The 18395-nt window shown below is 72.2% G+C and carries 14 protein-coding genes and 1 pseudogene; 5 read left to right on the forward strand and 10 right to left on the reverse strand.

Annotated features, from left to right (window positions below; translation table 11 throughout):
- Positions 1–29: 29 nt before the first annotated feature.
- A complete protein-coding gene (locus ACZ4Z2_RS18550) occupies positions 30–2009 on the reverse strand; it encodes a hypothetical protein (protein WP_468077243.1) in 1980 nt (659 codons plus the stop codon).
- 340 nt (positions 2010–2349) lie between these two features.
- On the opposite strand from ACZ4Z2_RS18550, the gene ACZ4Z2_RS18555 reads away from it, so the two are divergent.
- Positions 2350–4782 (forward strand): non-reducing end alpha-L-arabinofuranosidase family hydrolase, encoded by a 2433-nt coding sequence (locus ACZ4Z2_RS18555; RefSeq protein ID WP_468077245.1) that lies wholly within the window; start codon positions 2350–2352, stop codon positions 4780–4782.
- A gap of 217 nt (positions 4783–4999) precedes the next feature.
- Here ACZ4Z2_RS18555 and argG read toward each other — a convergent pair whose 3' ends face one another.
- A complete protein-coding gene (argG, locus tag ACZ4Z2_RS18560; RefSeq protein ID WP_468077247.1) occupies positions 5000–6454 on the reverse strand; it encodes an argininosuccinate synthase in 1455 nt (484 codons plus the stop codon).
- 133 nt (positions 6455–6587) lie between these two features.
- The gene (locus tag ACZ4Z2_RS18565) at positions 6588–8300 is read right to left on the reverse strand and encodes a lysyl oxidase family protein (protein ID WP_468077249.1); all 1713 of its coding nucleotides are present in this window, start codon (positions 8298–8300) and stop codon (positions 6588–6590) included.
- A gap of 386 nt (positions 8301–8686) precedes the next feature.
- Between ACZ4Z2_RS18565 and ACZ4Z2_RS18570 the strand changes: the two genes are divergently transcribed.
- Positions 8687–9721 carry an SCO2400 family protein gene (locus tag ACZ4Z2_RS18570; protein WP_468077251.1) on the forward strand — a complete coding sequence of 345 codons (1035 nt, stop codon included), beginning with the start codon at positions 8687–8689 and terminating at the stop codon, positions 9719–9721.
- A gap of 419 nt (positions 9722–10140) precedes the next feature.
- Here the strand turns inward: ACZ4Z2_RS18570 and ACZ4Z2_RS18575 are convergent, their stop codons facing one another.
- The 3 genes and pseudogenes from ACZ4Z2_RS18575 to ACZ4Z2_RS18585 all read right to left on the reverse strand — a co-directional run bounded on the left by ACZ4Z2_RS18575 (position 10141) and on the right by ACZ4Z2_RS18585 (position 12129).
- On the reverse strand, positions 10141–10833 hold the full coding sequence (locus ACZ4Z2_RS18575) for a TetR/AcrR family transcriptional regulator (RefSeq protein WP_468077253.1): 693 nt from the start codon (positions 10831–10833) through the stop codon (positions 10141–10143).
- A gap of 224 nt (positions 10834–11057) precedes the next feature.
- Positions 11058–11372, reverse strand: a pseudogene (locus ACZ4Z2_RS18580) (TerD family protein); the annotation flags it as partial.
- A gap of 157 nt (positions 11373–11529) precedes the next feature.
- Positions 11530–12129, reverse strand: coding sequence for a hypothetical protein (locus tag ACZ4Z2_RS18585; RefSeq protein WP_468077255.1), 600 nt, complete (start codon positions 12127–12129; stop codon positions 11530–11532).
- A 110-nt stretch (positions 12130–12239) separates the two neighbouring features.
- On the opposite strand from ACZ4Z2_RS18585, the gene ACZ4Z2_RS18590 reads away from it, so the two are divergent.
- On the forward strand, positions 12240–12434 hold the full coding sequence (locus ACZ4Z2_RS18590) for a hypothetical protein (protein WP_468077257.1): 195 nt from the start codon (positions 12240–12242) through the stop codon (positions 12432–12434).
- Positions 12435–12596: 162 nt separating this feature from the next.
- Here the strand turns inward: ACZ4Z2_RS18590 and ACZ4Z2_RS18595 are convergent, their stop codons facing one another.
- Positions 12597–14162, reverse strand: coding sequence for a carbohydrate-binding protein (locus ACZ4Z2_RS18595; protein WP_468077259.1), 1566 nt, complete (start codon positions 14160–14162; stop codon positions 12597–12599).
- Between the two features lie 280 nt (positions 14163–14442).
- Here ACZ4Z2_RS18595 and ACZ4Z2_RS18600 point away from each other — a divergent pair, with 280 nt between their 5' ends.
- Both ACZ4Z2_RS18600 and ACZ4Z2_RS18605 read left to right on the forward strand, forming a co-directional pair.
- Positions 14443–15012, forward strand: a complete 570-nt coding sequence (locus ACZ4Z2_RS18600) for a SigE family RNA polymerase sigma factor (protein WP_468077261.1) — start codon at positions 14443–14445, stop codon at positions 15010–15012.
- Positions 15009–16367: a PQQ-binding-like beta-propeller repeat protein gene (locus ACZ4Z2_RS18605; protein WP_468077263.1), complete on the forward strand. Its 1359-nt coding sequence runs from the start codon at positions 15009–15011 to the stop codon at positions 16365–16367. Before ACZ4Z2_RS18600 ends, ACZ4Z2_RS18605 begins: the two co-directional genes overlap by 4 nt.
- 118 nt (positions 16368–16485) lie before the next feature.
- Here ACZ4Z2_RS18605 and ACZ4Z2_RS18610 read toward each other — a convergent pair whose 3' ends face one another.
- From ACZ4Z2_RS18610 to ACZ4Z2_RS18620, 3 genes are all read right to left on the reverse strand, one after another.
- The gene (locus tag ACZ4Z2_RS18610; RefSeq protein WP_468077265.1) at positions 16486–16992 is read right to left on the reverse strand and encodes a hypothetical protein; all 507 of its coding nucleotides are present in this window, start codon (positions 16990–16992) and stop codon (positions 16486–16488) included.
- Between the two features lie 251 nt (positions 16993–17243).
- On the reverse strand, positions 17244–17609 hold the full coding sequence (locus tag ACZ4Z2_RS18615; RefSeq protein ID WP_468077267.1) for a DUF1330 domain-containing protein: 366 nt from the start codon (positions 17607–17609) through the stop codon (positions 17244–17246).
- Positions 17610–17758: 149 nt separating this feature from the next.
- Positions 17759–18355: an exonuclease domain-containing protein gene (locus ACZ4Z2_RS18620; protein ID WP_468077269.1), complete on the reverse strand. Its 597-nt coding sequence runs from the start codon at positions 18353–18355 to the stop codon at positions 17759–17761.
- Positions 18356–18395: the final 40 nt, after the last annotated feature.

Genomic DNA, 18395 nt, shown 5'->3' on the forward strand with positions numbered 1-18395 from the left:
GGCCGGGCGTCCGTCGGTGTCCGCGCGGCTCAGCGCACGACGACCCCGGCGGTCGTGGCCGACCCGTTGGTCCAGCCGTACCGCTTCGCCGTGACCTTCACGGTGATCTTGTGGCCCCGGTCGGCCCCGACCAGGACGTACGTCGACCGCGTGGCGCCCGTGATGGTCGTGCCGTCGCGCTTCCAGGAGTACGTGTAGGAGGTGGCGGACGGCGACCAGGTGCCGTGGGCGGCGGTGAGCTTGTAGCCGACCTTGGCGGTGCCGGTGACGGCGGGTGCCGTGACGGCCTTCAGGGCGGGGCCGACGGCGACGGTCACGGCCGGGGAGGTGGAGGTGACGGACCCGGCGCCGTTGCTGACCTTGGCACGGCAGGACACCTGGTGCTTGTAGTCGGCGGAGGTCAGCGTGCGGGACGTGCCGGTGGCGCCGGTGATGGTCGTACCGTCACGGAGCCAGGACCAGGCGACGGTCGTCTGGTAGCCGGCCCATGCGGCGTCGCAGGTCACCTTGGAGCCGGTGCGGGCGGTGCCGCTGACGGCGGCCCGGGAGGTGACCTTCGGCTTGGTCAGCAGGGTCTGGGACTGGGCGGACAGCTGGGAGGTGAAGTCACCGGGGGAGATGTCCACCGCCTTGCGGAAGACGACGGTGGCCCGGCCGTCGGGGCCCGCGGTGACCTCGCCGGAGAGGGCGTTCGCGTCGGGGACGGCGGGGACGGGCGCGCTGTTGAGGGCGGTCGCCTTGCTCCAGGTGCCGCCGGCCGGGCGGACGGCCCACTGGAGGTAGTTGTCGTCGCCGTTGTCGATGCCCGGGGTCTGCGGCCAGACGACCTGGACGGTGCCGTCGGCGCCTATGGACGCGGAGACGTCCCACTTCACATAACCGGTCGACAGCGTCTTCGGCGCCGACCATGTGCCGGTGCTCGCGGTCCGGGTGACGGTCCGTACGACAGGGGTTCCGGCCGTGGAACTCCACCCGGCCCACACATAGGTGAGGTCACCGTTGGGTGCGGTGAGCGGCTCGCTCTCGTCGCTGGGGTCGATGGCGGCGACCGCGGTCTGCGGAGCGCCCCACCCACCGGACACGGAGGTCCGCCTGACGGACTTGAGGTCCGCAGCGCCACCGGCGGCGGCCCGCCAGAGGACGGTGGTGGCGTCCTTGGCGTCCATCGTGACCCGCACGGTGCCGGTCGCGCCGGCGGTGCCGGGCAGCGGGGCGGCGGCACTCCAGCCGCCGCCCGCCGAGGCGCGGGTGGCGGTGTGGACGGTGTGGGCGTCCTCGCCCTCCTCCGGGAGCTGGTCGTAGACGTCCCAGACGGCGGTGGCCGCGCCGTCGGGGGCGACGGCGAGCGCGAGGTCGTAGACGGACCCGGTGGTGACATGGGCCAGCGGCTTCGCGGTGGACCAGGTGGTGGCGCCGGGGGCGCGGGTGGCGGTCATGACGTCGTAGTCGGCGAACCCGCCCTGGTCCCACACGGCGGTGAGGGTGCCGTCGGCCGCGGCGGCGAGCCGGGGCATTCCGAGGTACACGCCGGTGGTCGTCGCGATCGGCGCGGGTGCGGACCAACCGCCCTGGGCGGAGTTCCAGGTGGCGGCCAGCGCCGTCGGGTCGCCGCCCGAGCCGCCTCCCGCCAGCCAGGTCACCACGGCCTGCCCGGTGGGGGTCACGGTCAGCTCGGCGCGGGCGCCCTTGGACCGGCCGGTGGCCAGCGTGTGCGGCGTACCCCAGGCGGTGCCGCCGGCGGCCTTCACGGAGACCTCGTAGTCCCAGGTGTCGGCGCCGGCGGCCCGGTCCTGCCACAGCGCGAACGCCGTGCCGTCACCGGCGGTGCGCACGTCGATCAGCGTCTGCTGCCCGTCGGCCCCGGTCAGCGCGGCGGCACTGCTCCAGGGCCCGGCCACCCCGGTGTACCCGGCGGCGCTCGCCGTGCCCCCGGCCCCCAGCGTCACCGCGACGACCGCACCGACGACCGCCGCACCGACGGTCCCCGGCCTCCACACCCTCACTGCCACGACGGCTCCTGTTCTGCGGGCACGCTCGTGTGCCCGGTACGCGTACGCGAACTCGGTGTGGGGGGAGCCACGGCCCGGGAGCGGGTGCGCGAAAAGAGTGGGGTTGCGCTGCCCTGCCGCAGGTCACGACAGGGATGACGCTACATGTCGTCCCGTCGGCCGCATCCCCAGGGTGATCCTCGAAGCGGTCAGGGTTCCGTATCCCGGCGCCCGCGCGGCTCGGCACGAGATCTCCGGCGCGACGGAGAACTTCCCCGTCCACGGCAACCTTCGGGTGTGCGGCGCCGACTTGGCGGATGTCAGGGGCCGAGGCCCCCACAGCGCCAGAAAGACCAAACCCTTGCCAGATCAGCACCGTTCACACCGCCGCCGCCCGGCGACCCGCCATGTGCTGGCCGCCGCCCTGGTCCTCGCCACCGCGGGTGCCGCCGTCCCGCTGGTCGCCCAGGCCGCCCGCACACCGGAGCCCGCCAAGCCGACCGTGCTCGCCGACGCGGCGGCCGGCAGCGGCCGCTACTTCGGGACGGCGGTGGCCGCGGGCAGGCTCGGCGACTCGACGTACTCCACCCTCCTCGACCGGGAGTTCGACATGGTCACCCCGGAGAACGAGATGAAGTGGGACGCCGTCGAACCCTCCCGCGGGTCGTTCGACTTCGCCCGCGCCGACCGCATCGTCAGCCACGCCACCGCGCATGGTCAGCGCCTGCGCGGCCACACCCTGGTGTGGCATTCCCAGCTGCCCGGCTGGGTCGGCTCCATCCGCGACGCCACCACCCTGCGCGCGGTGATGAACAAGCACATCACCACCACGATGAGCCACTACAAGGGCAAGATCTACGCCTGGGACGTCGTCAACGAGGCCTTCGCCGACGGCGGCAGCGGTCGGCACCGTAGCTCCGTGTTCCAGGACGTGCTGGGCGACGGCTTCATCGAGGAGGCCTTCCGCACCGCACGGAAGGCCGACCCCGCGGCCAAGCTCTGCTACAACGACTACAACATCGAGAACTGGTCCGACGCCAAGACCCAGGGCGTCTACCGCATGGTCAAGGACTTCAAGTCCCGCGGTGTCCCCCTCGACTGCGTCGGCTTCCAGAGCCACTTCGGCGCCGGCGGTCCGCCGGCGAACTTCCGGACCACGCTGTCCGAGTTCGCCGCGCTCGGCGTGGACGTCCAGATCACCGAACTGGACATCGCCCAGGCGTCCGCCGCCGCGTACACCGACGCCGTCAAGGCGTGCCTGACCGTCGACCGCTGCAAGGGCGTCACGGTGTGGGGCATCCGCGACAGCGACTCCTGGCGCACCGGTGAGAACGCGCTGCTGTTCGACGGCGGCGGCCGGAAGAAGCCCGCGTACAGCGCGGTGCTCAAGGCCCTGGCCGGCGGCAGCGGCGGGGGCGCGCCGAGCGGGGGCATCACCTCCGGCGCCGTCTACACGCTCTCCGACGTCGCCGCCAAGCGCGTTCTCGACAAGCCCGCGGGGAAGAACGGCAACCGGACCCCGCTGCGGATCTGGGACGCCCGCGGCACCTCCCACCAGCAGTGGCGCGCCGACCGCAACGCGGACGGCTCGTACACCCTGACCAACGTCGCCAGCGGCCGCGTCCTGGACGCGCCGGGCAACCAGACCGCCAACGGGACGAGGACACAGCTCTGGGACGCCAACGGCGGTGCCAACCAGCGCTGGCGGGCCCACCGGAACAGCGACGGCTCCTACACGCTGACCAACGTCGCCAGCGGTCGCGTGCTGGAAACCCCTCGCGGCCGGACCGCCAACGGGACCCCCGTGCGGATCGGGGACTCCAAGGGCGGCGCCCACCAGCGCTGGAGGTTCAGCCCCGCCTCGACGAAGGGCGGCACCTGCGCTCTTCCGTCGACCTACCGGTGGACCTCGACGGGTCCGCTGGCGCAGCCGTCGAACGGCTGGGTGGGGCTGAAGGACTTCACCACCGTGACGTACAAGGGCAAGCACCTGGTCTACGGGACGACCGCTTCGGCGTCGGGATGGGGCTCGATGGCGTTCGCCCCCTTCACGAACTGGTCCGACATGGGCTCGGCAGGCCAGAAGGGCATGAGCCAGGGCGCGGTGGCACCCAAGCTGTTCTACTTCGCGCCCAAGAAGACCTGGGTGCTGGTCTCCAACGGCTGGGGCACCGCCTGGACCTTCACCTACCGCACGTCCAGCGACCCCACCGACCCCGACGGCTGGTCCGCGCCGAAGCCGCTGTTCACCGGCAGCCTCCCCGCCGGCTCCGAGGGCGGCCCGATCGACCCGACCGTGATCGCCGACGACAAGAACATGTACCTGTTCTTCGCCGACGACAACGGCGGCATCTACCGGTCGGTCATTCCGATCGGTAACTTCCCCGGCAGCTTCGGCTCGTCGTACACGAAGATCATGAGCGACACGAAGGCGAGGCTGTTCGAGGCGCCGGAGGTCTACAAGGTCAAGGGCCGGAACCAGTACCTGATGATCGTCGAGGCGATGGGGGCGGGCGGACGCTACTTCCGCTCCTTCACCGCCACCAGCCTGAGCGGTTCCTGGACCCCGCAGGCCGACAGCGAGAGCCGTCCCTTCGCGGGCAAGGCCAACAGCGGTGCCACCTGGACCAACGACATCAGCCACGGTGACCTGGTCCGCGACAACCCCGACCAGACCATGACGGTCGACCCCTGCGACCTGCGGTTCCTCTACCAGGGCCGGAACCCCGCGTCGGACGGCACCGACTACCTGAAGCTGCCGTACCGGCCGGGCCTCCTCACCCTGCGTCGCTGACCCACACGGCCCACGGTGACCGCCCGACCGTGACCCACCACCCCGGGAACCCCAGCCGCGCGTCGGCTGGGGTTCCTCTCCTCTCCCGGGCCGCCGCTTCCGCGAGATCGGTGCCGGCCGTCAGCGTCCCGCGTCGACTGACGACGCGAGGGGCCGGGCCGGCGCTCGTCGCGTCGACCCGGCCCCTCGCGGTCCGGAGATCCTCTTCGGCAGGGGGTCAGTCCATGCCGAACTCCATGGCGGCGCGGTCCAGCAGCTCGTCGTCGTCGGAGCCGGTGAACTCGCCGCGTGCGGCGATGGCCTCGGCGCCGCCCTCGGGCATGGTGCCGATCAGCCCGGTCGCGGCGGCCTGCGCGGCACCGATCGCGGCGGGGCCGCCCGTGCCGATGAGACCCATCGCGGCGTACTGCTCCAGCTTGGCGCGGGAGTCGGCGATGTCGAGGTTGCGCATGGTGAGCTGGCCGATCCGGTCGACCGGGCCGAACGCGGCGTCCTCGGTGCGCTCCATGGAGAGCTTGTCCGGGTGGTAGCTGAACGCCGGGCCGGTGGTGTCGAGGATCGAGTAGTCCTCGCCGCGCCGCAGCCGCAGGGTGACCTCGCCGGTGACCGCGGCGCCGACCCAGCGCTGGAGCGACTCCCGGATCATCAGGGCCTGCGGGTCCAGCCAGCGGCCCTCGTACATCAGCCGGCCGAGGCGACGGCCCTCGTTGTGGTACTGGGCGAGGGTGTCCTCGTTGTGGATGGCGTTGACGAGACGCTCGTACGCGGCGTGCAGGAGGGCCATGCCCGGCGCCTCGTAGATGCCGCGGCTCTTCGCCTCGATGATGCGGTTCTCGATCTGGTCGGACATGCCGAGGCCGTGGCGGCCGCCGATGGCGTTGGCCTCCATCACCAGGTCGACGGCGGAGGCGAACTCCTTGCCGTTGATGCTGACCGGGCGGCCCTGGTCGAAGCCGATCGTCACGTCCTCGGTGGCGATCTCGACCTCGGGGTCCCAGAACCGGACGCCCATGATGGGCTCCACGGTCTCGATGCCGGTGTCCAGGTGCTCCAGGGTCTTCGCCTCATGGGTGGCGCCCCAGATGTTGGCGTCGGTGGAGTACGCCTTCTCGGCGCTGTCCCGGTACGGCAGGCCGTGCGCGACCAGCCACTCGGACATCTCCTTGCGGCCGCCGAGTTCGGTGACGAAGTCGGCGTCCAGCCAGGGCTTGTAGATCCTGAGGTGCGGGTTGGCGAGCAGGCCGTAGCGGTAGAACCGCTCGATGTCGTTGCCCTTGAAGGTCGAGCCGTCGCCCCAGATCTGGACGTCGTCCTCCAGCATCGCCCGCACCAGCAGCGTGCCGGTGACGGCACGGCCCAGCGGCGTGGTGTTGAAGTACGCCCGCCCGCCGGAGCGGATGTGGAAAGCGCCGCAGGTCAGCGCGGCCAGGCCCTCCTCGACCAGCGCGGCCCGGCAGTCGACCAGGCGCGCGATCTCGGCACCGTAGGTCTTCGCGCGGCCGGGCACCGAGGCGATGTCGGGCTCGTCGTACTGGCCGATGTCGGCGGTGTAGGTGCACGGGACGGCGCCCTTGTCGCGCATCCACGCGACCGCGACCGAGGTGTCGAGCCCGCCCGAGAAGGCGATGCCGACGCGCTCGCCGGCCGGAAGGGAGGTGAGGACCTTGGACATAGGAAGAGTATGCACAACTATGCATGATCATGCAATGTCGGCAGGACGAAGCCCTCGCACGACGAAGCTCCCGCACGACGAAACCCCCGGGTACGGGACCCGGGGGTTCATGGCTGAGTGTGCCGTCGATCGGTTACGGGGCGTCGATCAGGTGGTGCGGGGGCACCTGCACCGTGCGGGCGCCGGGCTTGCCGCCGAGGATCACCTTGCGGAGGGCGACGTTGTTCTTGGTGTCGCTCTCCTTGAGACGGTTCTCCGGGTTGGCGATGACCTTGATGTAGTACGTGCCGTTCGGCAGGTCCGTGATGTCGAAGGACTGGCCGGGGCGCTCCTGGGTGTAGGTGTCACCGGAGCCGACGTCGAGGACCTCGCGGACGGAGATGGCCTCCTGGGAACCGCACGCGGTCGACAGGTCGGTGTTCTCCGGGTGCCAGTTGGCGCCCTTCACCGTGTAGTCGATGGCGTCGGTGTTGGCCAGGCAGAACGCCTCCTTGCCGGAGCGCACCTCCTTCGTCTGGTCCGCGCTGAGCAGGCGGTAGCTGGCGAAGTCGGTGAAGTGCCAGTGCATGTGGCCCTCACGCGGGTCCCACTCCATGGTGCCGGCGGGGGAGTAGCCGACCTGCTTGCCCTTGGCGTCGTAGAAGTACTGGTAGGAGTCCATCAGGTCGGCGCCCGGCTTGCGGAAGCCGTCCACGACGAGGGGCGCGGGGCCCGCGTTCCACACGTTGGCGCTGAAGGCGAGGTAGTCCTTGCCGGGTACGTCGCCGTCCTCACCGTCGGTGATGGAGATGCCCCAGGCGGGCAGCGAACGCAGGTCGGGCTTGGGCACGTTCGCCGGGGCGCCGGCCTTGCCGGTGGGCCGCTTGGCGGCCGGCTTCAGCGCGGGCGCGATACGGGACCCGTCGGTGTGGCCGGGGCCGTCGCCCAGGTGCTTGGCCATGCCCCGGTCCGCCAGGGCGTGGGGGAACGCGGGCGGCATCGGGACGTCCTCGCCGCGCGGGCCGAAGCCGTGCAGCGGCGGCTGGGTCGGGTCGACGGGAGCGGCGTCGTGACCGCCGTGACCGCCATGACCGGCGGCGTGGTGGCCGGACGACTTGGCGCCCACGCCCACGCCGCCTTCACCGCCCTCGCCGCCCTCGTCGATCTGCTGCACCGTCAGCTTGATGGTCGGACGGTCGTTCGGGATGCCGAAGAGGTCGCGGTACTTCTTCGCGATGCCCACCTCGGCGGTGTACTCGCCCGCGGGGATGTCCATGGCGTCGTCGTAGCGGTACTGGGTGGTGTTGACCGCCCAGCCCTTCTCGACACCCCACACCGAGCCCAGCGTCCACGGGTTCCGGGAGCAGCTCTGCGGGTAGTGCGAGGTCGACGGGGCGTCCGGGCGGATGCGGCCGGAGGCGTTGTTCGGGCAGAAGTCGCTGGCGGTCTTGAGCACCTGCTGACCCGCGGCGTCCTTGAGCGAGATCTCCAGGAAGCCGGACAGCCCGGAGTGGTCGGTGACCAGCCCGGCCGGAAGCGTCCGCGTCGTGGTCTTCTTGCCGTTCCGGAAGATCTGCTTCGCGACGATCGGGTCCTTGTAGGACTTCCGCGTCACCTTGAACTCCAGGGGGGCTCCGTCGACCGTGACGTATGTCCCCAGGTCCAGGAAGGTGCCGCCCTCCGAGTACCGGTAGGCCGTCACCGACTTCGAGGCGGCGATCAGCTTGAGCTTCGGGGTGCCCGCCTTGGCCGCGGGCGCGGCCCCAGCGCCCGGGGCGGCACCCGCCACGGTGGCGACGACGGCGAGCGTGGCCAGGGCGGCGAGCCCGGGACGCCTCAGACGGCTGCGGTGTTCTTGACTGGTCATAGGTTCCTCGTCTGCGAGTGCCATGGTCAGTGGCATCGGACTGGACAACCCACGGACGACCGGCCGCCGATGCTGCGGGCGCTCCCCCGAACGCCTCCGGCTGCAACCGGTCTGTGAGCACCCTGTGAGACAGGTGAAAACCGTGCGGGGGTTGCCTGTTGAGAAGAAATCCAAGAAAACCGCGGACGGTGACGCCCAAACACCGTGCTGTGAACCGGCGCGAAGTCCCCGGAGAACCCACCCAGGAGCATCACACAGTGTGCACACAGCTCTGAGAATGGCTCGTTAGCGTTGCTGACCGCTCGATCCGCTCGATCCCACGTGCGAACGACGTGACCGGGCCGCGACCCGGCGGGTCGACGGCATGCCGACACAGGAAGACCTCCATGGACTACTGCTCCTCATGTCGCCGACACCTCAACGGCGCCCTCGTCTGCCCCGGCTGCGGTGCGTACGCGCCGGACATCGCCCCGACGAGGCCCGTTCCGACGACCTCCACGGCCGTCGCCCCGACGGTTCCGGCGGCGACCTGGGAGTACGCGGCCCCCACCGCCGAGGGGACGACCTGGCACGACGGGACGGCCTCGGCGGCCGAGGAGACCTGGCACGACGGCGGGCCGGCGGAGCCGGAACCGCCCGTGGAGCGGGCGCCGGCCGCCGCCTCGGGCGCCGCGGGTGCGGGAAGCGCCGCGGACGTCGAGGTCGAGGACGTGGAGGGCGTCCCGGCCGCGCCGCGGGGAAGGGCTGCACGGCGGCGGCAGATGGCCCGCTGGAAGAAGAACCAGCGCCGGGCCGTGGTCGCGACCGCGGTGGCGCTGGTCGGCGGCGGACTGACCGTGATGGGCATGGACCGCCAGTCCACCGACCGGACGCAGGCGGCCACCGCCCCGGACGCCGAGGGCCTGACCGCCGTCGAGGAACAGGGCTCGCAGAGCGGCCGCACACCGGACACGCGCCCCGACGAGACCCGGCGCTCCCCGGACTCCTCGCCGGGCCGGGCGTCCCGGGGCGGCTCCTCCTACGACCGGTCCGGCGCGCAGCAGCGGGACACCGGCGCCGACACGGGCGACTCATCGCGTACGGCCGCGACCGCGCCGTCCGGTCAGCGCGTGCAGTCGGGCTCCGCGCCGCACGGCGGTGCGGGTGCGGACAGCTCCCCGGACACCCCGTCGGGCGGGGCGACCACGCCTCCGGCCGCCGACGACTCCGCGAACTCCGGCACCGGCTCGGACACGGGTACGGGGTCGGGTTCCGGGTCGGGGAGCGGCTCCGGTACGGACACGGGGACCGGCTCGGGTTCCGGCACGGGCTCGGGGTCGGGCTCGGACACGGGCGCTTCCGACGGCTCGGGCTCCTCGGACTCGGACGCGACCTCGCCGTCGGGCCTGTGCCTGCTCGGCGGCATCGTCTGCGTCAGCTGAGAGCGGCGCGACGACCACCGGGCCGGCCCCGACCGCGCACCCCGCGCGGTCGGGGCCGCCCCCGTTGCCAGCGGTCCCCGGCCATCGGGCGTGGCCAGAACCCCGGCGATCCGGAACTCCCGGGCCACTCCCCCCTCGGGGTCGAGGATCCGCTCCACCAGACCGTCGCGCAGCAGCGCCGAGGTCTGCCGGGTGAACGTGGACGGCGCGAAGACGGTCGCGCGTGAGGATCAGCAGCTCCCGCTCGATGCGCTCCCCCGCCTCACGGGCATCCACACCGGTCCCCTTCCGCGGACGGCGTCGTCGTCCTCCTCGACCCGGAACCGGCCCCGCCCCACCACCCGGCCGTCCGGGAGGGGCGGCGGTCTGCCCGACGTCGGCGATCACGGTGGACGAGGACGGGAGCGGCGCCTGAAGGGCTACACCTTGGGCGCCCGATGAGGCCCCAGTTCCTCCAGTACGGCACCGAGTTGGGCGGCCGTGAGGGCGTCCCCCGGCAGGGCGGGGGCGGGAGCGGGCGGGGAGGCCGGGGGCCGGAGGCTGTCGAGGAACAGGGCCAGGGGCCGCTGCCAGGCGTCGGCACCGGTCGCGGCCGTGAGCGCGGGCACGGCACGTCCGAGGGCGGCGAGCCCGAAGAGCACGTCCTCGACGGTCACGTCCCCCCGCACGGTGCCCTCGGCCCGGCCGCGCGTGAGCAGCAGCTTCATCGTCTCCCTGTTGTGCGCGTGCACGGCGTCCAGCGCCTCGACGCCCTCGACGCGCGTGGTCATGAGGTCGTTGGTGCCCCGGTCGGCGGCCAGCGTCGCGAACACCACCCGCAGATAGGCGTGCAGCCCCTGCCAGGCGTCCGCGGCACCCCGCGCCCGCTCACCGGCGTCCATCGTGCCGGTGAGCCGGTCCCGGAAGACGGCGTCCACGAGTGCGGCCCGGGTGGGGAAGTGCCGGTACAGCGTCGCGTTGCCGACCCCGGCCCGCCGCGCGATCACGTCCCACGGCGCCTCCAGCCCCCACTCGGCGAACACCTCCCGGGCCGCCGCGAGGAGCAGCTCCCGGTTCCGCCGGGCATCCCGTCGCAGCCCCGGAGTCCCGTCCTCCGCATCGCCGCCGCCCATCACACCCTCCGCATCAACCGACACACCGCCCGGCCCGACGCACCGCCCCGGCCCGCCTGGCCCGACCGACCCGACCAGCCCAACCGACAGGCGGCCGACCCGCTCGGCCCGACCACCCGACCGGGGACCGCTCCCCGGTCCCGCCGCGCGCGATGCTACCGCCGCCGGAGTGCAGGCCGGCCCCGTTCTCGCGGGCCCGCGGCGGCCCGGTCGCTCCGGTGGGCTCAGCCGACGGCGGTCCGTTCGGCGGCCGGGGCCCGGCGAGCGGACGGACGGTCGACGTGGACCACCACGGAGCCGTAGAAGCGGTGCACGGCGTCGTCGACGCTGCGGATGAAACCGGACTCGGCGTTGCCGCGGGTGCTGCCCATGCCCTTGAAGAGGGACAGACGGAAACCGGTGATCTGCGCGCCGTTCGCCGGGAGCATGTCCCCCGGCTCGGGGCGCAGCCGTTCCAGTGTGCCCCTGGGGCCGCCGGTCTCCCCGTCGACGAGCGTCTCGACGTGCAGATCGGCCGGTGCCTCGGCGAGCCGCCTGACGGGCGGCCTGACCGGAGGGCTGTTCGCGGCCGGGGGCGCCCGCCGGGCAGCGGAGTCCCCCGGCGGAGACGATCGGCAGCGGCGTCCCCGGCGCAGACGATCACCGGCGTCGCCGGCGTCCCCGGCGTCTCCGGGGAAACCGCTCCGGCAGCGGGCCTCAGGTGTAGACGATCGGGCAGCCCCGGCGGAGGGAGTGCTGGGCGGCGCGCAGATACAGCGCAACGTAGAAGGCCGCGTCGAGGTCCTCGCTCCACGGCCCCCGCCGGGACGCGGCCAGCTCTCTCGCCGGTCCGTCCATGAACCACAGGGTCAGGTCGAGGTTGTCGCACATGGCCGGGGTCTCGGCCGGCAGGTCGACGGCCTCGGCCAGTCTCTCGGCGAGCGCGAGCATCTGCGGGGCGCCGGCGACGAGGGTCTCGTCCGTGTACCCGGAGCCGACGGGCAGCAGTATCGGCTCGTCGAGCGAGAACGGCACCAGCACCGACCAGCCGCAGAGGACCTCCACCTCCTCGGCCGAGAGGTGCGCCCCGCACAGCGCGACGAACCCGTCCATGGAGGGGACCAGCTTCTCCTCGAAGCGCTGGCCCGACCCGCGGACGAACTCCGCCTCCTCCGGCACCGAGTCATAGGGCGGCAGCCCCCGCCGGCCCAGTTCCTCGTTCAGCGCGGAGGCGACGTGGGCCCACCCGTCCTCCTCCTCGTCCCCGGCCCCCTCGAACCAGTCCTGCGCCCCGACACTCACCAGATACACGCCCATGAGCGGAACGTACAACGCACCACTGACACTCCGGTCCGCCCGCTCCGGAGGGCGGCGGCCGCCTGAGAGGATGCGCGGACGATCACCGGAGAAGCGAAGGGGGAACGAGCATGACCGTGCTCATACTGTCCGGCGTCCTCGTACTCGTCATCGGCGGCTGCGCCTGTGTCTTCTGGGCCGCCCGGGGCGGCCCCCGCTGGGTCCGCGCCGTCGCCACCGGGACCCTCGCCGTGGGTGAACTCCTCCGCGTCGTCGACCCCCTGCGCTCCTCGAACAGCAAGAGAGGCGACACACAGGGGGATTGACACCTCGCGCCCTCCACACGAAGAAGCGGACGGCCGCGAGGAGAGGTCCCACGGCCGTCCGCCTCTACGCATGCCGCCTCCGCGAATGCCGCGCCGGGAGAGCCCGGCACCGCGTCGTGGGATCAGCGGGCTGTCCAGACCCCGCGGTCTCCGCCCGGCAGGTCACCCGCCGAACGTGACCACGAGGCGGCCGTCCGAGGCGAAGGACCACTTCATCGCGCCGGAGTACGACGAGCAGCGGGAGCCGTTCGTACCGGACCAGAACTGGTTGGAGCCGTCGGAGTTGCCGATGACCCGGTCGTTCGTCCCGCCGGCGCCCCGGCACGAGGTGTTGTCGCGGAAGAGCGACGTACCGCCGTCGAAGTTGAAGTTGCGTTCGGTGTTGTCGACGCTCACGTTCCCCGAGACCGTCATCGTGCCCGGGTTGCTGTTCCACGTGAAACCGTGCTTGCCGTTGTCGTAGGCGATGCTGCGCCTCACGACATGGTTGACGGCGATGTCGTCGCCGCCGAGCTTGTAGCCGTTGCGGTCGCCGTTGCCGGCCTGGGAGCCGTCGCTGAGCGTGCCGTTCTCGAAGGCGAGGGAGTCCTCGATGGTCACCGGGCCGATGGGTCCGGTGTCCGTCTTGGTGTAGAGGTCCCAGCCGTCGTCGATGTTGTTGTGGGCGACGGCGTACCGGAAGACGTTCCCGGTCCCGGTGGTGAGCTTCGCCGCGAACCCGTCGGCGTCCTCACCGTCGGAGTCGGCGTTGTCGTGCGACTCCGCGCTCAGGATCAGGTTGTCCGACGGCCAGTCGGCGGCCGGGGTGGTGGAGGTGGCGCGTCCCAACTGGAGCCCGGTGTCGCGGTTGTGGCGGGTCACCGTACGCTCGATGACGTTGTGGCTGCCGCCGACGTAGATGCCGTTGTCACCGGCCCGTTCGACGACGATCCCCTTGACGTGCCAGTACGAGCCGTTCAGCTGGAGCCCCCGGTTGGACGGACTCTCGCTCTGCGCGGCGAAGTTCAGGACCGGGGTCTCGCCCGGGTAGGCGGCCAGGGTCGTACGGGCGGAGGCGGTGCCGTTCCTGCCGACCGGGATGGTGACGGTCGAGGAGTGCTGGTACGTCCCGCCGCGCAGGTAGATCGTGCCGCCGGCGCTGATCCGGCTGATCGCGGAGGTGAGGGTGGTGGGAGCGGACTGCGTGCCGGCCGCGCCGTCGGCGCCGTTCGGGGCGACGTAGAGGGCGGAGGCCGCCGGGGGTGTGCCGGTGCCGTCGGGCACGGTCGCGTCGAGGCGGTCGACGTTGGGCAGCCCGGCCGCGGAGGTGGGTGTGAGCCGGACGGTGTTGCCGCCCGCCACCACCGGCACGGACAGGCTCTTCGTGGTCCAGCCCGACCAGGTGCCCGTGCCCTCGAAGGAGACGGTCGCCACGGTCGAGCCGTTCACCACGACGTTCGCGGCCCGGGCGGTGGTGGTGCCGTTGGCGAACCGGACGCCGAGCGTCGCCGTGCCCGCGGCGCCGGACGCCACCGTGAACTGGACGTAGCCGCTGGTCGAGTTGGTCCCGTTGCAGAAACCGCTGCCCGAGTAGCCGGTCCAGTCGGAGTCGATGGTGCCGGCGCAGACGGCCGGCGAACTCTCCGCCTCGTACCGGGCTGTCGCCGCCTGCGCGGTGGTCGCGCCGGCCAGCGCGACGAGCGTGCCGGACAGCAGGGCTGTGCACGCCATGACGGATCTCTGACGCATGGGGGGCCTCCATCTGCGGGTATGGAAAGCGCTTTCTCCGCAAGGTAGGGAGCCGGCCTGAACGCGTCAATGGACCAGACAGAACTTTCTGTTCACATGGAGGAACAGAAACGGGTGAAGGAAGGGGAAGTTCATCGAATCAGTTCATGTTCATGAACTCACCTCCCATCTGTGCACCTTGCGGAGTGCCGGGCCAACAGGCGGCGGAGAATCTTCTCCCCGAGGGGATAGCCGGGGGGCGCTCGCCTCGTCGTGGGGGGTGTGGAGAAGGGGAGGGTCGATGAAGGCCTCTGGGCATGACGAGTTCCGGGAGTTCGTGGCGATGCGGTCCACCGCCTTGCTGCGGCTCGCGGTGCTGCTCACGGGAGGTGACCGGTATGCCGCCGAGGACCTGCTGCAGATCGCGTTGATGAAGGCATACGGGCGCTGGGCGAGCATCGAGCAGCCCGAGGCGTACGTACGGCAGATCATGTACCGGCAGCAGGTCAACCGCTGGCGGCTGCGCCGGCACCGCGCGGAGACGACCGTGCCGGTCCTGCCCGACTCCGCCGCGGAGGGCGACGCCGGGGCGGGATCCGAGCTGCGGATCGCGCTGTGGGCGGCACTGCGCCGGCTGTCCCAGCGGCAGCGGACCGTGGTCGTCCTGCGCTACTTCGAGGATCTGCCGGAGGGCGAGGTGGCGGCGCTGCTGGGGTGCCCCGTCGGCACGGTCCGCAGCACCGCGCACCGGTCGCTGGCCAAACTCCGGTCCCTCGTTCCGGAGTTGGGGCCTGAAGGGCTTGAGGGGACCGGCGCGCCCGTGGAACAGGTCACGCAGCTCAGCTACGCACCGAGGGGGGTCCGGGGATGACGACGGAGCAGGTGGAGGCGAAGGTCCGGGAGACGTTGCGAGCGGTCGACCTGGACCGGGTGCGGGCGCCCGGGGACCTGGTCGACCGGGTCGTGCGGCGGCGTGACCGGCGCCGTCTCGCGCAGGCCGCGGGGTCGACGGTGGCCGTCGCCGCGATCGCCGCCGGGACGGTGCTGGGCCTCGGGGGCGGTGGCGCGGCCGACCAGGACCGGCCGGCGCGGCCCGCGGCGTCACCGCAGAGCTGGAAGCCGTGGAACATCAGCGCCAAGGGCGCGGCCGAGCGGGGCTGCCTGGTGGACGGCGCCGCGCTGTACTGCGCCGGAGGCAGGTACGACGCGGCGAAGTTCGACGCCCGCACCGGCGAACGGCAGTGGACCGTCAAGGTCGTCCGCAGCGGCGGCTACAGCCACGACCACCCGATCGCCGTGCGCGACGGCGTCGTCTACGCGTACCAGAACCACACCGCGCGGAGCCAGCCCGACGGCAACTACGCGGGCGGCACCGATCTGGTCGCGGTGAAGGCCGGCACCGGGAAGGTGCTGTGGAAGGCGGAGCTGGCGAACGACAACCGGGACGCGCAGTCCGCGCTGCTCATCGACGGCGCGGTGCTGGCGAACACCCCGAGGGACCGCACGGTGTCGGCCCTCGACCCGAGGACCGGCAGGACGAAGTGGCGCCACACATGGAACAAGGGCGTCTGGTGTGACCGGGCGGTGCTGAGCGGGGTGCCGTACCTCGTGTGCCGGCGAGAGGTGAAGCATCCCCCGTCCACCGACGTCCTCCGCCTCGACCCCACCACCGGAAAGGCCGAGAAGGTCACGGAACTCCTCGGCGGTCGCTCCCTCATCGGGACGTCGAAAAACCGGCTGGTGGTCGGCACGGAGAGGGGCGCGGCCGGCAAGAACCTGAGGATGACCCTGGTCAGCGGCTCGGGGCAGAAGGTCGAGCGATCGATGCCCCTCCAGGGAGCGCAGGCCAACCTGGACGTCATCGGTGACCGGGTGATCTCCGTGAACTGGGAGGGTGAGGCCCGCGCCTACTCGCTGCGGACGGGCAAGGTCCTGTGGACCCGCCCGGTGGGCGTCCCCATGCCCGACGAGGAGTCGATGACGGGTATCGCCTCACCCGTGGTGTCGGAGAAGCGGGGGGTCGTGTTCTTCCTCAGCCCCACCGGTGACCTGTCGGGTCTCGACCTGCGCACGGGACGGCAGGTCTGGCACCACCGCGTCGACTTCTTCGGGAAGGGCAAGCCGCTGAACTACGGCATGCCGCCCCAGTTGCTCTCGTACGACGACGTACTGATCGCCCGCTTCGGCCCGAAGATGGTCTCCGTGCTCCCCCGCCTCACCGACTGACCGACTGACCGACTGACCGACTGAACGACCGAACCGTGGCCCGGCCGAACCGTGGCCGGGCCGCACCGTGGCCGGGCCGCACCGTCGCCGGGCCGCACCGTCGCCGGGCGTTCCGTCTTCAGTCGGCGAAGCAGCCGAACTCCTCGTCGTCCCGGTCGTCGTAGTCCGCCCGGGACTCCGACTGCGAGTCGCTGAACACGACCCTCTCGGGGGCGAGTTGCTCGGGGCGGAAGGTGAGGAAACCGGAGACCTGGTCGTCCGAGGCCATGTTGGTGCGCAGGGCGTAGGTGGTGCCGGGGTCCAGGGCGGTGGTGAAGGGCCGTTCGGTCGTGAAGCCGTCCGGGGCGGTGCCCAGTCGTATCCGCTGCGCGAGGGTTCCTCCGTCCGTCGCCCTGATGTGCCACAGCGTCCGTCCGGGGTCGTCGACGGTGCTGGAGTCGTCCCACTCGTAGAGCGCCGCCTCGGTGATCCCGTCGTCCCGCGCGGCCGGGCAGTCCCGCCAGGCGAGCGTGGGCTCCGCCGCGGTGCCCGTGACGAAGAGGGGATCGTGCTCGGCGCCGCAGGCCGTCAGGAGGGGCGCGAGAACCACAACTGCCGCCATGCGCACCGCTGTTCCCCGTCTCATGGAGCGGAGTCTAGGCCCTGTCGTCACATTCCCGCCGTCGCCCGAAGGGCGGCCCCGCGGCGTCAGGTGCGTGCTCTCGGCGTGCCGGGCCCTGACCCGAGTACTGGACGTACTCGGGTCGGGGCCCGGTGCGTCGAGAGCGCGTGCATGGCGTCGCGGGGCAGGTGGGAATTCGACGACAGGGCCTAGGGAGGAACGCGGGCCCCGTCACGATCCCCCGCGCCCGGCCGGCGGGGCGGAGCGGGGCCGCCTCACGGGCGCGGCGGCGGGACGTCGGCGGCCAGTGCCTCCCGCATGGCCTTCGCCGTGGCCGCCGGGTCGTAGTCCGCGGGGACGCCCTCGACCATGATGATGTCGCCCTCGATGTGCCGGGAGCGCAGCGGGGCGATCTCCTGGTAGGCCGGTGAGTCCCACCAGGCGCGGGCCTCCGCGATCCCGGGGAAGCCGATCATCACGACATGGCCCGGCCAGCTGCCCTCCTTCACCTCGTGCGGCGTGACATGGACGAGGAAGCGACCGCCGTACGGCTCGAACGTGCCGGGGATGCGCTCGATGTACTCGGCGATGTCCGGGTGCGGGGCGGCGTCGCGCAGGTGGGCGATGACATAGGCGGTCATGGTGTGCTGTGTCCTTTCGGTCGGTGGCAGTCGGAGGAGGGTCGTGCTCCGGTGGTCTCCCCGCGCGGACGAGCCTGGCAGCCCGCCCGCGGGCGCGTCGATGACCTGAGGGGTAATGCCCCGGCCCCGGCGGCCCCCCGACCGCCCGGCTACAGCAGCCCCGGCGGGAGGGTGATCCCCGCCTCCGCCAGGTGGCGCAGCGCCGCCGCGATCGAGTGGCAGTCGAAGAGCGCCGCGTGTTCCGTGCCCTCGGCGGCCGGGCGGGGCAGCTCAAGCCCCTCCCACAGGCGGCCCGAGTTGAGGCCGGCCGTCGCCGGGGCGACCGCGTTCAGCCAGGGTCGGATGTTCAGGAAGCCGGGGGTGAGGGGTGTGTGCGTGATGTGTTCGCCCCGGGCGCGGGCCCAGCCGATGTTCTCGCCGAGGACCAGCATGTCGTTGCCGTAGGAGAGGACGGGCCCGCCCCGGCAGAAGGCCAGGAAGTCGCTGAGGGCCTCGGCCGGGGGTACGCCGTCCTCGTCCACCGACTCCTGCGTGATGCCGGTGAGTTCGGTGAAGAAGGGGGACAGCCGGGGGTTCGCCACGGGGCGGACCAGCGTCTCGTGCTCCTCCACCACCGCGTACCGCTCGTCCAGCCGCACCGCCCCGATCTGCACGATCTCGCGGAGCTGACCGGGCGCCGACCAGTCCTCCGCGGCGGCTCCCGGCCAGGTCGTGAACTCCAGGTCGAAGATGACGAAGGTGGGCACGGCGGCACTCTCCCGGTGAGGCGTGAGCGGATCAGCCTAC

The organism is Streptomyces sp. NPDC030183, from assembly GCF_055573455.1.

What these genes read in the sequence shown, in the direction of transcription:
- argG (WP_468077247.1), bottom strand. Translation starts at nt 6,454, where the DNA reads ATGTCCAAGGTCCTCACCTCCCTTCCGGCCGGCGAGCGCGTCGGCATC.
- ACZ4Z2_RS18565 (WP_468077249.1), bottom strand. Translation starts at nt 8,300, where the DNA reads ATGACCAGTCAAGAACACCGCAGCCGTCTGAGGCGTCCCGGGCTCGCC.
- ACZ4Z2_RS18570 (WP_468077251.1), top strand. Translation starts at nt 8,687, where the DNA reads ATGGACTACTGCTCCTCATGTCGCCGACACCTCAACGGCGCCCTCGTC.
- ACZ4Z2_RS18575 (WP_468077253.1), bottom strand. Translation starts at nt 10,833, where the DNA reads ATGGGCGGCGGCGATGCGGAGGACGGGACTCCGGGGCTGCGACGGGAT.
- ACZ4Z2_RS18585 (WP_468077255.1), bottom strand. Translation starts at nt 12,129, where the DNA reads ATGGGCGTGTATCTGGTGAGTGTCGGGGCGCAGGACTGGTTCGAGGGG.
- ACZ4Z2_RS18590 (WP_468077257.1), top strand. Translation starts at nt 12,240, where the DNA reads ATGACCGTGCTCATACTGTCCGGCGTCCTCGTACTCGTCATCGGCGGC.
- ACZ4Z2_RS18595 (WP_468077259.1), bottom strand. Translation starts at nt 14,162, where the DNA reads ATGCGTCAGAGATCCGTCATGGCGTGCACAGCCCTGCTGTCCGGCACG.
- ACZ4Z2_RS18600 (WP_468077261.1), top strand. Translation starts at nt 14,443, where the DNA reads ATGAAGGCCTCTGGGCATGACGAGTTCCGGGAGTTCGTGGCGATGCGG.
- ACZ4Z2_RS18605 (WP_468077263.1), top strand. Translation starts at nt 15,009, where the DNA reads ATGACGACGGAGCAGGTGGAGGCGAAGGTCCGGGAGACGTTGCGAGCG.
- ACZ4Z2_RS18610 (WP_468077265.1), bottom strand. Translation starts at nt 16,992, where the DNA reads ATGAGACGGGGAACAGCGGTGCGCATGGCGGCAGTTGTGGTTCTCGCG.
- ACZ4Z2_RS18615 (WP_468077267.1), bottom strand. Translation starts at nt 17,609, where the DNA reads ATGACCGCCTATGTCATCGCCCACCTGCGCGACGCCGCCCCGCACCCG.